We start from the raw sequence: 13,902 nt of genomic DNA, 5'->3' as shown, positions 1-13,902 counted from the left end.
TCAGCAAGGTCCCCACCCATAACCACACCAACGACCGACCTGGTCAGCAGTCACGGCAAGCACCGTTGCAGTACTAGCTGTATTGACCCGCAGGGTTGTTCACGCGGGTGATGGGTGGCTGGCCGCCGAGTGCGGTGTGGCAGCGGTGGTGGTTGTAGGTGTGGAGGAAGTCTGCCAGGGCGTCGGTGCGTTCGGTGTTGCTGGTGTAGGGCCGTTGGTAGGCCCATTCGTCGAGCAGGGTGCGGTTGAAGCGTTCGACGCGGGTGAGCTTGCCGGCCTGTAGGTCAGGCGGCTGTGGTCGTCGACGGCGGAGTGGACGTAGTCGAAGCCCATGCTGCTGCGCCGGGTCCGGCCGACCTGGCGGCCGAGGACTTTGTGGCCTCCGCCGTCGGGAATCCGGCCGAGTTTCTTCACGTCGACGTGGACGAGCTCGCCGGGCCGCCGGCGTTCGTAGCGGCGGATGACCTGTCCGGTGGGCCGGTCCAGGTGGGCCAGCCGGTTCAGGCCGTGGCGGGCCAGGATCCGGTGGGTGGTCGAGGCGGGCAGGCCCAGGATCGGGCCGAGGCGGGCGGGGCCGAGTTTGCAGGTCTGGCGCAGTCGGCAGACGCGGGCCTCCACGGCCGCCGGAGTGCGGTGCGGGGGCGGCTGGAGCGGTCGGCAAGGCCCGGCGCGCCCTCGGATCGCCAGCGGCGGATCCACTTGTGGGCCGTGGCGCGGGAGATGCCCATTCGGCGGCCACATGAGCGACAGGGCGGCCTGCGCAGACACGTTCGACCAGCAGACGCCTGCCATGAACGGTCAGCCGGGCATTACGGTGGGACACGAAGACCTCCGTGCGGTGCAGTCCTAGACAGCTCCACCACACCGGAGGTCTTCGCCATGATCAAGCCCGGCCGGCGTCAACAACGCTCGTGATCAATGCACCTAGAGGGCTCTGCCCGCCCTCGTCCGGCAGAGAAGGCAGGCCGGCTCGGTCCTTCCGCGCGCCGTTTCAAGCTGATGCCTTTCCTTTGGGAGGAACCATGCAAACGAGCGCTAACAGCGGCTAACAGAATGGGCGCCGGGGACTTCACCTAGAGGTATCCCGACTCGCCGTCGGCGACGAACCGTGTCAGGGATCGCTCCAGCAGCTCCAGAAACTGCCGCAGGTCATCAGCCACCTTGTCGAGCTCCGGGTCGTCCAGCGACGCCGTCCGCGTGCGATAGACCGCCCCACCGGGGCACGCAACGTAGGACAGGCCGCCGCCGTTCGAGCCAATGACCAGGCTATGGTCCCTCTGGTCCGCGCCCACGTCGAGAACGCCGTACTCCTGGAGCCGCAGCAGGACGTCACCTGCCGGGTCGATGAAGTAGCCGTTGCAGACGTCCTCCCAGGTGACGTCGCCAATGCTGTCGTAGAAGGTGACCAGGTCAGCTGGGATGAGGCTCACTTGGGCAAGCGTGCGAGCCGCGGCGTGATCGTCATGGTCGGCTGGCCGTACCTCGTTGGTGCCAGGGGGAAAGCCGTGCCGACGCTCGAACTCCCCTGTCATCGCTGTCAGGGTCCCCGAGACTCTGTCGGTCCACGAGGCCAGCCAGGAGGGCGAAAGTGAGCGGTCAATCATGAGGCCGGATCATGACATGAGCCCCGGACACCCACGCAGTGACCAGCGATCTTGCACCCCAACGTCAGCACAATGCCTTGAGTTGCCGGTGGGCGATGAGGCAGCAGGCGAGTTTGAGAAACGCTTCGTGGATGTCGGCCCTGCGTTCCCAGCGGACGCGCAGCCGCCGGAAGCCGTGCAGCCACGCAGAGCTCCGTTCGATCACCCACCGGTAGGTGCCCAGCCCAGTGCCATGTCGGGCTCCGCGGCGGGCCATGGCCGGAATGATGCCTCGCTCGCGGGCCTGGTCGCGGTAGATGTCGTGGTCGTAGCCGCGGTCGGCGAACAGCGAGTCGGGGTTGCGACGGGCATGGCCGACGCGGCCGCGAACCGGCGGGATCGCCTCGAGCAAGGGCAACAACTGGGTGACGTCGTTGCGGTTGCCGCCAGTCAGCAGGACCGCGAGCGGGGTGCTGTGCCCATCGGTGATCAAGTAGGCCATGGACCGCAACGGCGCCGAACAGCCGCGCCTGGTGGTGACGGGGGCGAAGCTCGGCGAGATGACCGTGCCCACCAGCCGTGGGAAGGCACTGTCCCAGCCTGGCTGTTCACCGTGCGGGGCTACGACACACCGCTCAGGCGCCCAGCTGTGGCCCCCTCGAAACTTCCCGATCCACCGATCACATCGGCGCGGCAGTTGTCCGCCAGGGAGTTAAAACCGCTGCGAGGCCTGTCCAAGATCGCCAAGGACGGCCGCTCCGTGACCGTGACGCCAACCAGGGCTCCTGCGATAACGGCTCCGCCATAGACGTGTGGGAAACAAGCGGCAGTGTGGTGCTGTCGGCGTATCTCGTCGACTCGAGCGACGGTCCATGCAGCAGTGAGCTGCGGGCCCATTCCGTAACGGTGAAGCTCGACCTGCCGGTGGGCGACCGTGTGCTTCTGGATGCTTACACAGGTCGGCCGATCCTCTACAGGGAACCCAACGGGGCATCCCCGAGCTGAGCTGATTCACCACGTAGGCTGCGCTGTTCCCGAACCGCAGACTTGGCAGCCAGCCGTTGAGGTCCGTCAGCGAAACGGAAGTGATGGGGCTATTTGAATCTGGCCTAGTCAGCGATCTCGTGAATGCCACGGTCAAGGGGCTGTGCCGATGGGCATTCCCCGCGAGTGCGCAGGATCCGCGCCCGGGCAAGCTCGGCCGGACTCCCTGAGCAGGCGCGCACGTAGGCGTCGAGGACGGCCGGAGAGGGAGCCACGGTGCCAGACTCGGCGCGCTGGATGGCGCCGCGTCAGATGTTGGCGGCCTCGGCCAGGGCATCGCTGGGGCAGCCGCGCGGTCCGGCGCAGGGCGATCAGGTCGGCGAGGTGGGCGAAGGGGCACTCTGCGGCGCTGACGCCAGGGGAACGGGACATAGCGGCCGCCTACTTGCCGCCCCGCGCCGGAGCGTAAGGCGGCCTCGACGAAGGCGGCCACCAGGTCGGCGGCCGCCGTCGACCGCGGCAAGGGTGGCCGCGCCGAACGCCCCCAGGCCGCCCAGCAGCGTGAAGACGGTGTTTAGCGAGGTGCCGACGAAGAACAGCCGCTCCCCGGACTGCAACCCGCAACTCCCCGCACGACGACGACCCCGCCCGACACATCGGTGCGGGGCCTTCTGCACATACGGACACGGCAGTCGCACGGAGAAGCAAGCACGGTTCAGCGCCGGACACCACTGTTACACACCTGGCTTCACGGAACCTCCACGATCGAGCTCGGTGCGTATTACAGTTTTCTCCGCGCGACTCGTCATCTTGTGTCGTGCATGAGACGGATGGGGCAATCTTCCGCATGCCCAGGGTGCGCCATTGGGGGGCTTTGTGCAGGAAATGATCATGGGTTCGAACGTGGCCCTGGCGGACCTGAGTGACGACGTCGCTTCGGTGATCGTCAGTCTGGGCTGGGTCAGCCCTACCGGCGAGGGCGACGCGGATGTGTCGGTCCTGCTGCTGGACGCGAACGGCAAGGTGCGCAGCGACAGCGACTTCTACTTCTACAACCATCCGGTGGCCGCTGACGGAAGCGTGCAGCTTCTGGGCAAGACGCCGACGGCGGACGGCAGTGAGGACCGGATCAGCTTCGACCTCACCGCCATGCCGTCCGGGATCGACCGGATCATCGTCGCCGCGAGCAGGTACGGCGAAGCCCGCTTCGGTGAGCTGGAGGATGTGAGGATCACGCTGGCTGACGCGGCCGGTGAGAGCCTCCTACGGTTCGCCATCGATGACGCCGGCTCGGTGACGGCGGTCATCTTCGGTGAGCTGTACCGGCGGGGGGAAGGATGGAAGTTCCGTGCCGTCGGGCAGGGCTACGAAACCGGTCTTGCGGGGCTGGCGACGGACTTCGGGGTCGACATCGAGGACGACGCGGCTACGGAAGCCGAAGCGGCGCTCGACGGCGCGGAAGCAGACGAGGAGGCGGATGCGGCGGCTCCGGCGCCGGCCGAGACGCCGACCGAAAAGCCGGTCCGGCAGACGGCGCTGGAGGCCATCCCTGCTCCTCGCCTGCCTGAGGGCGAGGCCGGTGAGCCGAGGAAGCCGACCACCCGTCCTCGCACTGCGAAGAAGAAGGTCACCCTTCCCAAGACGGTCAAGAAGACCCTGGCGGAGAACGACTCCTGGAGGCAGGCCAGGCTTTTCCCGGTCTCGGTGCTCAAGAGCGACCGGGACCGGGAGATGCGTGCCACCTCTGTGCTGCTGTCTGTGATGGCGCAGGTGCCCGAGTTCAGCAGGAGACTCACCGCGGGGTTCGGGGCTCCGGCGGGCCGTATGGAGACATTCACGGAGGTCTCGCTGCCCCATGGGGACAGTCCGCGGCGCCCGGACGGGGTGATCCGAGTGGAGCGGGCCGGCAAGCTGTGGACCGCGCTGGTCGAGACGAAGACCAACGGCAACGCGCTCAAGGCCGACCAGGTGCAGGCGTACATGGACATCGCCGCGCGCCGCGGTTACGAGGCCGTGATCACGCTGACGAACGACGTCGCGCTGGAGGGCAGCCCGCTTGTCGACGTCAAGATCGACAAGCGGCGCAAGCACAAGGTCGCCCTCTGGCACCTGTCCTGGGCGGAAGTCGCCCATCAGGCGCAGATGCTGATCAGGCACGAGGGAGTGGGCAACGCCGCGCACGCCTGGCTTTTGCAGGAACTGCTGCACTACCTGCAGCACGAGAACTCCGGCTGTCACGGCTTCCAGAACATGGGGCCGGCCTGGGTTCCCGTGCGCAACGGGATCGACGACGAAACCCTCTGTCAGGGCGATGCCCGGGCGCTGGAAGTGGTCGAGAACTGGGAGCGGCTCATCCGCCAGGTCTGCCTCAGGCTGGGCGGCGAACTCGGGCAGAAGGTCCTGCCCGTCCAGCGCGCCAAGCGCGGAACGGACCCCAAGGAGCGCCGAAACCGCCTGGCCGATCAGCTCTGCCTCGACGGGCGGCTCCAGGCAGAGCTGCGTATCGACGGGACCCCCGGCGTCCTGACCGTCAGTGCCGACCTGCGCACCGGCAAGCTGCGCACCGGCATCGACATCCCGGCCCCCGAGCAGGGCTACCCCCTGAGCTGGGCCAAGCGACTCGTCCGGCGCCTGGCCGAGGCGCCGGCGGACCTCCACATCGAAACCCTCGTCGACAGCGAAGCCGGAGGCCCACGCGGAACACTGGAGCGGTTGCGCCCCGAACCGGCGGACCTGCTGCCCAAGGACAACGCCAAGATCACCGGGTTCCGCCTGTCGCTGCTCAAGAGCATGGGAAGCGGCCGCGGCAACGCCGAGACCGGCTTCATCCGCAGCGTCGACGACGCCGTGCACCGCTTCTACACCACCGTCGTCGTCCACCTGGACACCCCGACAACACGCCGGACACCGCCCAAGGAACGCGCGGCAGCCGGATGACACCTGGGCGCAGGGGGCGGCAACGCCGTCTGCGCCCGCCGCGAGACCGTCCTGTTGCGCAGGCCCGTACTCGGCCTGTTGGTTCTGCATGGGGACACTCGCACCACCCGGCGCCATACCCGCCCGTTACTGCCCGGTCATTCAGTCCGAACCGCACGGTTCGCAGCGGAAGAGGCAACCGCCGTACCTGCTGGGCAGCGGGGCGCCGCCATGGAGGAGTGATCCCGACGAACGGCATTGAGCATGCTGCGGCCATCAGCCTGACCAAGGTGCAGGAAAGGGCGCCCGATCTGGTCAGCCTGTATAAGACGGCGGGTGCCAGCGTGCGCAGCCACGGGCTGGAGGACGTGCGGGCTGCGGTGTACCTCGTGCTGGACCGCTCCGGGTCCATGCGGCCCTACTACCAAAACGGCACTATGCAGCACCTGGCCGAGCAGGTTCTGTCACTGTCGGCCCACCTCGATGACGACGGCACCGTTCCGGTGGTGTTCTTCTCCACCGATGTCGACGGAACCACCGACCTGACCCTCGGCAGGCACCGCGGCCGCATCAACAAACTGCACGAAAACCTCGGCCACATGGGACGCACCAACTACCACTGGGCCATGGACGAGGTCATCGACCATTACATGGAATCCGGCAGCCACTGCCCCGCCCTGGTCGTCTTCCAGACCGATGGCGGCCCCACCAGCAAGACCGCTGCCGAACGCTACCTGTGCAAGGCCGCCCGTCTCCCCCTGTTCTGGCAGTTCATCGGCTTCGGCGACCCCAACGACAACGAATTCACATTCCTGCGCAAGCTGGACACCCTCGCCGTCCCCACCCGCCGCCTCGTCGACAACGCAGGCTTCTTCCACGCCGGCAGCACCCCGCAAGCCATCCCCGACCAACACCTCTTCGACCAGCTCCTGCAGGAATTCCCCGACTGGCTGGCCACCGCCCGCACCACCGGCATCCTGCAGTGAAACGCCCCAGCGGCTATCCCCTGCACCGGCGCACCGACGACCCTCACGCCCCCATCACCACTCCCAGCAGGGAATAGCAGCCGCAAGACCACCGTCATCGGACAACCAGTACGGCCGGCCCCACCCACTACTCGAACCAGAAGCAGTGAGGCGTTCCAGCCGGCCCGGCATTAGGGACGTCAGCACCGGCCGTCTCGGAGCCGCTGGACGACGCCCGGGAGACGGCCAGGGCAACCACAAAGACGTCTGAGGTCGCACCCGGTCCGTCGCCACCGCCCTCAAGAACTGGCCCGCCTGCACGGCGGCGGCCAGAACAGCTAGCGACGCGCCTGGCCGAGGCCCGCACCCTGTACAAACACGAGCACGGCCAGAAGCGGAACGTTAAACGGGAGACCGAATCCGCCCAGAATGCACCGTAACGTGCCAGCGGGACACTGCCCCCGCCACACCCCTTTTTGGCCCGCATCCCTCCTCGCCACCCCTCCCGCCCACCGAGTTGGAGTAGACACCCTCCTTTTGTCGCGCACAGGTTCGAAAACTCTCATGTAAGGGGGAACATCATGGGACGCGAATGGGTCACCGGTGATCAGACGAGGCTTGTCGCCGGGAGAGGGACAGCGTGCGTCGCTGCCGATCAATCTGTGTGACGACGACCGTGACCTCGTCGCCGACGTGGACAAGGTCCGACGGATCCTCCGCAGGCGTCCAGGCAGGCTCCCGTAGGCCGGGCAGGCCGGCCACGGGCCGGACCGGCCACTTGGTCAATGCAAGACGGACTGCGGGACGGCGGGGACGGGCGCGAGCCGGTAGGCGCTCTCGTGGGTGATTACCCGGCCGGCGGTGGGCGGAGCGAAGTGGGTGCCGAGGACCAGGGTGTCCGTGTCGGCGAGGGAACCGAGCAGCTCGCGGCGCGAGGCCTCCGACTGCTCCGGGTCGATGTCGACGCACGCGCCGATGTCCGGGTGGGCGAGCTGGACCGGGTGATGGATGCAGTCGCCGGTGATCAGCGCCGTCTCGCCCTGGCTGGTCAGCTCGACGGCCATGTGGCCGGGGGTGTGGCCGGGCGTGGGCAGCAGGCGCAGGCCCGGGGCGGCCTCGACCCCCTCGGCCGGGATGTCGACGAGGTCGAGCAGCCCCGCTTCCTCGACCGGGATCACGGAGTCGCGGAACATCTGCTTGCGCGCCTCCTCCATGTCGTACGTGGCCCAGAACTCCCGCTCGAGGCGGGAGGTGAGGTAGCGAGCGTGGGGGAAGGTGGGGACCCACTCGCCGTTCACCTCCTGCGTGTTCCAGCCGACGTGGTCGGCATGCAAGTGGGTGAGGATCACCAGGTCGACGGAGTCGGGGGGAAAGCCGGCGGCGGTCAGGCGCTCGAGGAAGTCGGTCCGCAGGTTGTGCCACGCTGGGTTGGCCCGCTCCTTGCCGTTGCCGATGCCGGTGTCGACGAGGATGCGCAGCCCGCCGACGGTGAGGGCGAAGCTGTGGCTGGCGAGGTGCAGGATGCCGTCGTGGCCGGCGAAGTCGGGGTGCAGCCAGTCATGCTGCCCGACCAGGTCCGTGGTGGCGTCCGGCAGCAGCCAGCGTCCGGTCGCGGGCGGCAGAAGGACCTCGTCGATGCGGTGGACGGTGACAGCGCCCACGGTCCAGGAGGGGGTGGCGGTGTTCTCCATGGCCGGTGAAGTGTTCATGTCTGTCGTCTCCTTTGTTCTTCGGCCGTGTTCAGCCAAGGTGGGCGTCTGTGGTGGGGAGGGCCGTGCGCCGGGGGCGGTGAGTGCTGCCACCGCCGCGACGGCGAGGAGAGCAGTGGCCAGGGCGTAGGTGTGGGAGGTCGTCCGCGGTCCGACGTGCTGGGTGGCGGCCCCTGGGGCGAGGGCGGGCAGGCGCACGACCAGGTAGCTGAGGGCGTAGGAGGCGGCCAGGCCGCGGCGCGGACTCCTTCGTCGAGCGAGGCGAGCAGCGCGGCGCGCCCTGGGAGGCGGCGCCGAATGCGACGCCGGCCAGGGAAGCGGCGCGGTTCGCCGTGCAGGTGCGGGCGACGGAGGAGGGGCGTTGGGCAGCTGCGTCCGACGTGGCGCTGGACATGGAACCCCTCCCCCTAAAAGCAACTGGTTTGCTTTAAGCCACCGTAGGTCCTAGTGTCACTTAAAGCAAAACGTTAGCTTTTAATGCGGGGCGCTCCGTCGCTCCAGCCCGACCAGGGAGAACCTTCATGTCCGCTGCCGAACTCACGCCACCGGAGGCGGCCCTCTGGGCCGACCGTGCCGGGCTCCCGATGCCGGCCGGCCGGCACGCCGCGGTGGCCGCCACCGCCAACCACATCCACTCCGTCGTCGCGGTCCTGCGGGAGCTGGACTTCGGAGACACACCGCCTGCGGCCGCCTACCGCGCCGGAGAGGAGAAGAACGATGCAGCCGTATGAACTGTCCCTCGCCCAAGCCGCTGACGCGATCCGGGCACGGACACTGTCCCCCGTCGAGCTGGTGGACTCCGTCCTCGACCGCATCGAGAAGGTCGATCCGTATCTGGGGGCCTATGTCACCGTCACCGCGGAGCAGGCCCGCCGGGCGGCATGCGAGGCCGAGCAGCATGTCGCGGCCGGCCGCCTGCACGGCCCGCTGCACGGCATCCCCGTGGGGCTGAAGGACCTGATCGACGTAGCCGGCGCGGCCACCACGGCCAGCTCCCGGGTCCGTGCGGACCACCGCGCACAGACCGACAGCACGGTCGCCGCTCGTCTGACCGCGGCCGGCGCGGTCCTGGTCGGAAAGACGCACACCCATGAATTCGCCTACGGTCTGACCACCCCGCAGACCACCAACGCCTGGGACCAAGACCGGGTCGCCGGCGGCTCCAGCGGTGGGTCCGCCGTCGCCGTCGCCGCGGGCACCGCGACCTTCGCGCTGGGCACCGACACCGGCGGATCGATCCGGGTACCCGCCGCGCTCAACGGTGTCGTGGGTCTCAAGCCGACCTACGGCCTCGTCCCCCGCCACGGCGTCACGTCCCTGTCCTGGTCGCTGGACCACGTCGGCCCGATCACCCGCACCGTCGAGGACGCGGCCCTGGTCCTGACCGCCCTGGCCGGCCACGACCCCCGCGACCTCGCCTCCCTGGCCACCTCGGGCCCGCCCTACCGGCCGGGCGGCGCGACGGAACTGACGGGACTGCGCATCGGCGTGCCGCGCAACTACTACTTCGACCACGTCGCCCCGGAAGTGGAGTCCGCCGTCCGGCGCGCCATAGCCGAGCTGGAGAGCCTCGGCGCACGGCTCGTCGAGGTCGAGATCCCCATGACGCGCTACATCCAGGCCACCCAGTGGGGCCTGATGGTGCCGGAGGCCACCGCCTACCACGAGCGCACCCTGCGCACCGTCCCCGAGCTGTACCAGGCCGACGTGCGTGTCCTTCTCGAAGCCGGCGAGCTGATGCCGGCCGGGGACTATCTGCGCGCCCAGCGCTCGCGCACCCTCATGCAGCAGGCCTGGAGGCGCCTGCTGGAAGAGGTCGATGTGATCACCGCCCCGACGGTCCCGGCCACGGCGGTGAAGGCCGGCGACGAGACGATCACCTGGCCGGACGGCACCGTCGAAGGTGTCTCCGACGCCTATGTGCGCCTCTCGGCCCCCGCCAACATCACCGGGGTGCCCTCGCTGTCCGTACCGGTCGGCCACGACACGGCAGGCCTGCCCATCGGCATGCAGCTGCTCGGCCGGCCCCTCGGCGAGCCGGTGCTGCTGCGGGTCGGCCACGCCTACGAGCAGACCCAGCCCGCGCGCCGGCTGGCGGCCGTATGACGAACCGAAAGGGTGGTCCCGGCCGCACCGGCCGTGGCCAGGGCGGGCGCTTGAAGCAACATATTTGCTTTAAGCTGGTTTCATGAGCCCAAGGACAATGGTGCGCCCCGGTGGTCGCAGCGCCAGGGTGCAGGCGGCGGTGCACGCCGCCGTGCGCGAACTCGAGGCGGAGGTGGGCCGGGAGGCGCTGACCGTCCCCCTGGTCGCCACCCGCGCCGGAGTCACCCCGTCCACGATCTACCGCCGCTGGGGCGACCTGCAGGAGCTGCTGTCGGACGTGGCGGTCGAGCGACTGCGGCCCGAGACGGCGCCGCAGGACAAGGGAAGCCTGAGGTCCGATCTCGAGGCCTGGGCCGAGCAGTTCCTCGAGGAGATGTCCGCCCCCACCGGCCGCGCCTACCTCCGCGACGCCCTGCTCGGCGACCCGGACGGCAGCAATGCCGGCCAGTGCTCGGCCTACGCCGCCGAGCAGATCGACGTCATCCTCGACCGCGCGGCCGGCCGCGAGGAGACCACACCCGACGTCGAGACGGTCCTCGACCGCCTCGTCGCCCCCATGATGTACCGCATCCTCTTCCGCCCTGAAGGGCTCGGCACCGCGTACGCGCGTCAACTGGTGGCAGGGCTCGTCGGGACGATCGATCGCTGACCGAGCACTTCACGCCCTCCCACAGCGGGTCGCTTACCCCCGCCGTGCAGCCCGAATCGCCGACCCCACGCACCCCCGCTTCCCTTGACCAAGGGCATATGGGCACCCCCCGGCGGGCTCGTCCCGGGGGACGAGGGACACCCGACACGGGCACGACTACCTGTGCGGGTCGGTTGGATGATGTCGTCGTCCGCGGTGAACGGCCCGGAGCGCTGCGGGGCGTGGGATACGACTGCATCCATGCCGCCGTCGACGACCACTCCCGCCTCGCCCACGCCGCCAAGCTCTCGGCGCACGCCAGAAGTTCAGTCGTCCGCACGGCCCGGGGACCAACGGGACGGTTACCAGTCGCTCGGTGCGTGGCTCTCGCCCATGGGCTCCCGGTTCTGCGGGAGCTTTCCTCAGGGGCCGGTGGGACTCCCTGCCCACACCATGGGGGTTCGGTCCGATCAGGGGGCTTGCCTGTTCAAGTTGTCCGGCGAGGCGGAAGAGGCGGCCTTCGAGTCCGTAACCAGCGGCGAACTGCAGACCACGCCGACGCCGTCCGACCCTCCTCCGGCGCCGCGGTACCACCGGCCCGGCGTCCTGACCGCCGACCGGCGGCGGTCGGCCCCGCCCGGCGGCCTGGGCAGGAGGAACCGGTGAGGGCCCGGCGCGCCGGCTCACCGGGCCCTCACCGGCATCCCACCCCCTCGCGACACAATGCCGGGAGGGTCATCTCCGCCGCGGCCAACCAGGTCCCGGACCGGACCACGCACCTATCTCGACGCAATGCTCCCGGAGGACGGCGAGAGCGTGGCCGACACCCGGGCTGCGACCCGGACCCTGATCAACCTCGCCGTCACATCCGGCAGCGGCCGGCGGATTCCCCGCAGCCCGAGATGCCGCCGCCCTTGGGCCTGTTGGGGTCACCGACCCGGCGGACGCCGCCTGGCTGCGCACCAGGCTCTCGGACAAGCCAGCGCACTGCCTGCAGCAGCCGGTCCGGCTGGACAACCCGGCCGCGAAGACGACCCCGCGCACCCACATCCACTACACCGCCAAGGCGGAGAGCATTCCCCGGCGGCCCGTCCCTGCGGCACAGCCTGACGGGAATGATCACCATGCAAGCCGCACTCGCCGAACTCCTGCTCAGGCTCGGCTGTTCCGTTCCCCCGGCGCCCGCCGCACCCGGGCTCGTCCGGGCCTCGTACGTACACGCCGGGCTCCGGCCGCTGTACCGGTGCTCTCGGGGCGACTCAGGGGCTCCGCGCAGTGGCGGGCCTCACCGGACGCGGACCGGGCTCCGGGCCCTCCCCCTTCAGATCCGGCACAAGGCCCGCACCGCCTGCCCGGGGACTACCTCGCGCTGTGGGCGGACGGCCCGACTCCCGGAGCGGCATGGGAACCTGCCGCGTGCTGTGAGAAGGGGTGTCCGCGAACGGGAGGACAACGGCGGGCAAAAGGGAGGGGCTGCGGCTGGAGGCCGATGGGTCACCCCGCGAGGGCGTGTGCGAGGAGGGTCTCCGCTGCCGTCCGTGCGTGCCGACCGTAGTCCGCTTCGCCCAGCACCATGGCCCGGCTGGCCGCCCCGTCCGCGAGGGTGACAAGCTGTTCGGCGAGTACGGTCGGCTCGCGGCAACCCAGCTCCGTCACCAGTGCCGTGACCAGCCCCACCATCCGCAGTTTCTGCTCGCGGGCGTAGGAGTGGACCGTGCTGTCCGGGTCGGGAAACTCCGCCGCGGCATCGATGAACGGGCACCCGCGCACCGGCACCGCGTCCGGCGCGGGCTGGTCGAACAGCCCAAGGATCCGCTCCCGCGGTGGGATGTCCTCGCGGGTCAGCACGCTCTCCAGGGTCGCCCCCGACGAGGCGAGGTCCTGGAGGTGGGCGATCACCAGGTCGCTCTTGGTCCGGAAATGCGCGTAGAGCGTCCGCTTGGACACCGGTGCCGCCTCCGCGACCTGCTCCATGCCAGTCGCGTTGATCCCCTGGACCGCGAACAGCCGGGCGGCGGCGGCCAGGATGCGTTCCCGTCCGCCACGCCCGCGCCCTCCAGAGGCCGTAGTCGTCGCACACATGCGCCAAGTATACGCCTGCGTTTACCCCGGAGGGCGAGGTCTGCTAAGGTCCCGCCGTAACGCAAGGTAAACGGCATCGTTTACATCTTTGTTCGAGGAGTGTTCCATGAGCCTGCTGGTCCCCACCGAGCTGAGCGGCTGCGCGGAGAAGCTGATACGCGGCCGTCACGCGACCCGCGCGTTCCGTCCGGACGCCGTACCCGAGGACACGATGCGCGCGATCTTCTCGCTGGCCGGCGCCGCGCCGTCCAACTCCAACGCGCAGCCGTGGCGGGTGGAGGTGGTCAGCGGCGCCGCGCGTGAGCGCCTGGCGGACGCCTTGCAGGCGGCCCACGCCGCACACCGCACCTCGGCCGACTTCCCGTATTCCGAGGGCATGTACGCACAGGTGCACCAGGCGCGCCGGGCGGCGTTCGGCGCCCAGCTCTACGGAGCGCTGGGCATCGGCCCCGACGATCGCGAGGCGCGAGCGGCCTACGACGCGCAGAGCCTGCGCTTCTACGGCGCGCCGCACGCCGCGTTCCTGTTCGTCACCGGGGACGGCGGGCCCCGGCTGGCCGCCGACGTCGGCGCCTACATGCAGACGCTGCTCCTGGCGATGACCGCGTACGGCGTGGCGAGCTGCCCGCAGGGGCTGCTGAGCTTCTACGCCGACACGGTCCGCGCCGAACTCGCAGTCACGGCAGGGCGACTTCTCGTGGGCATCTCCTTCGGCTACGCCGACGAGGCCGCGCCGGTGAATCACGTCACGACCGAGCGGGCCGTGCTCGAAGAGGTCACGACCTTCCACGGCTAGTACTCCAGCAGGATTTCGCTGTCTGACCTGCGGATTTCGCCGGGCGGCTGGAGTGCAGTGGGCCGCGGAGTGATCAGGGGTGGCCTTCGGCAGGCCGCCCCTCGATCGTGCGACAGCGCCGCAGGTAGTGACA

The 13,902-nt window shown here is 69.5% G+C and carries 10 protein-coding genes and 3 pseudogenes; 7 read left to right on the top strand and 6 right to left on the bottom strand.

The window, feature by feature from the left end; genetic code table 11:
- Positions 1-73: 73 nt before the first annotated feature.
- From IE260_RS43330 to IE260_RS40415, 3 genes and pseudogenes are all read right to left on the bottom strand, one after another.
- Positions 74-823, bottom strand: a pseudogene (locus tag IE260_RS43330) (integrase core domain-containing protein).
- Between the two features lie 250 nt (positions 824-1,073).
- Entirely contained in the window at positions 1,074-1,532 is a 459-nt protein-coding gene (locus IE260_RS40420) for an SMI1/KNR4 family protein (protein WP_189880926.1), read from the bottom strand.
- 136 nt (positions 1,533-1,668) lie between these two features.
- Positions 1,669-2,070: pseudogene (locus tag IE260_RS40415) on the bottom strand (IS5 family transposase); the annotation flags it as partial.
- Positions 2,071-3,452: 1,382 nt separating this feature from the next.
- Between IE260_RS40415 and IE260_RS40410 the strand changes: the two are divergent.
- Positions 3,453-5,504, top strand: coding sequence for a TerD family protein (locus tag IE260_RS40410; protein WP_189880925.1), 2,052 nt, complete (start codon positions 3,453-3,455; stop codon positions 5,502-5,504).
- 218 nt (positions 5,505-5,722) lie between these two features.
- Entirely contained in the window at positions 5,723-6,469 is a 747-nt protein-coding gene (locus IE260_RS40405; protein WP_189880924.1) for a vWA domain-containing protein, read from the top strand.
- Between the two features lie 576 nt (positions 6,470-7,045).
- Here the strand turns inward: IE260_RS40405 and IE260_RS40400 are convergent.
- The gene (locus IE260_RS40400; RefSeq protein WP_229881832.1) at positions 7,046-7,210 is read right to left on the bottom strand and encodes a S1 RNA-binding domain-containing protein; all 165 of its coding nucleotides are present in this window, start codon (positions 7,208-7,210) and stop codon (positions 7,046-7,048) included.
- A gap of 20 nt (positions 7,211-7,230) precedes the next feature.
- Positions 7,231-8,157 (bottom strand): MBL fold metallo-hydrolase, encoded by a 927-nt coding sequence (locus IE260_RS40395; RefSeq protein ID WP_189880922.1) that lies wholly within the window; start codon positions 8,155-8,157, stop codon positions 7,231-7,233.
- 521 nt (positions 8,158-8,678) lie between these two features.
- Between IE260_RS40395 and IE260_RS40390 the strand changes: the two genes are divergently transcribed.
- From IE260_RS40390 to IE260_RS43325, 4 genes and pseudogenes are all read left to right on the top strand, one after another.
- Positions 8,679-8,888, top strand: a complete 210-nt coding sequence (locus tag IE260_RS40390; RefSeq protein WP_189880921.1) for a hypothetical protein — start codon at positions 8,679-8,681, stop codon at positions 8,886-8,888.
- Positions 8,875-10,263, top strand: coding sequence for an amidase (locus IE260_RS40385; RefSeq protein ID WP_189880920.1), 1,389 nt, complete (start codon positions 8,875-8,877; stop codon positions 10,261-10,263). The genes IE260_RS40390 and IE260_RS40385 overlap by 14 nt, the downstream gene beginning before the upstream one ends.
- An 82-nt stretch (positions 10,264-10,345) precedes the next feature.
- Positions 10,346-10,912, top strand: coding sequence for a TetR/AcrR family transcriptional regulator (locus tag IE260_RS40380; protein ID WP_189880919.1), 567 nt, complete (start codon positions 10,346-10,348; stop codon positions 10,910-10,912).
- Between the two features lie 704 nt (positions 10,913-11,616).
- Positions 11,617-12,005: pseudogene (locus IE260_RS43325) on the top strand (alpha/beta hydrolase); the annotation flags it as partial.
- A 380-nt stretch (positions 12,006-12,385) separates the two neighbouring features.
- On the opposite strand, the gene IE260_RS40375 reads toward IE260_RS43325, so the two are convergent.
- The gene (locus IE260_RS40375) at positions 12,386-12,973 is read right to left on the bottom strand and encodes a TetR/AcrR family transcriptional regulator (RefSeq protein ID WP_189880918.1); all 588 of its coding nucleotides are present in this window, start codon (positions 12,971-12,973) and stop codon (positions 12,386-12,388) included.
- Positions 12,974-13,079: 106 nt separating this feature from the next.
- On the opposite strand from IE260_RS40375, the gene IE260_RS40370 reads away from it, so the two are divergent.
- A complete protein-coding gene (locus tag IE260_RS40370; RefSeq protein ID WP_189880917.1) occupies positions 13,080-13,769 on the top strand; it encodes a nitroreductase in 690 nt (229 codons plus the stop codon).
- Positions 13,770-13,902 lie beyond the last annotated feature (133 nt).

The sequence above is a fragment of the Streptomyces viridiviolaceus genome, from assembly GCF_014650995.1.
In the GTDB taxonomy this organism is placed as follows: Bacteria; Actinomycetota; Actinomycetes; order Streptomycetales; family Streptomycetaceae; genus Streptomyces; species Streptomyces viridiviolaceus.
The sequence above is the reverse complement of the archived record's forward strand: the minus strand, read 5'-3'. Positions and strand labels throughout refer to the sequence as shown.

Bases quoted from the DNA above. Each gene is read 5' to 3' on its own strand.
- IE260_RS40420 (WP_189880926.1), bottom strand. From the start codon at position 1,532: ATGACAGGGGAGTTCGAGCGTCGGCACGGCTTTCCCCCTGGCACCAAC.
- IE260_RS40410 (WP_189880925.1), top strand. From the start codon at position 3,453: ATGATCATGGGTTCGAACGTGGCCCTGGCGGACCTGAGTGACGACGTC.
- IE260_RS40395 (WP_189880922.1), bottom strand. From the start codon at position 8,157: ATGAACACTTCACCGGCCATGGAGAACACCGCCACCCCCTCCTGGACC.
- IE260_RS40390 (WP_189880921.1), top strand. From the start codon at position 8,679: ATGTCCGCTGCCGAACTCACGCCACCGGAGGCGGCCCTCTGGGCCGAC.
- IE260_RS40385 (WP_189880920.1), top strand. From the start codon at position 8,875: ATGCAGCCGTATGAACTGTCCCTCGCCCAAGCCGCTGACGCGATCCGG.
- IE260_RS40380 (WP_189880919.1), top strand. From the start codon at position 10,346: ATGAGCCCAAGGACAATGGTGCGCCCCGGTGGTCGCAGCGCCAGGGTG.
- IE260_RS40375 (WP_189880918.1), bottom strand. From the start codon at position 12,973: ATGTGTGCGACGACTACGGCCTCTGGAGGGCGCGGGCGTGGCGGACGG.
- IE260_RS40370 (WP_189880917.1), top strand. From the start codon at position 13,080: ATGAGCCTGCTGGTCCCCACCGAGCTGAGCGGCTGCGCGGAGAAGCTG.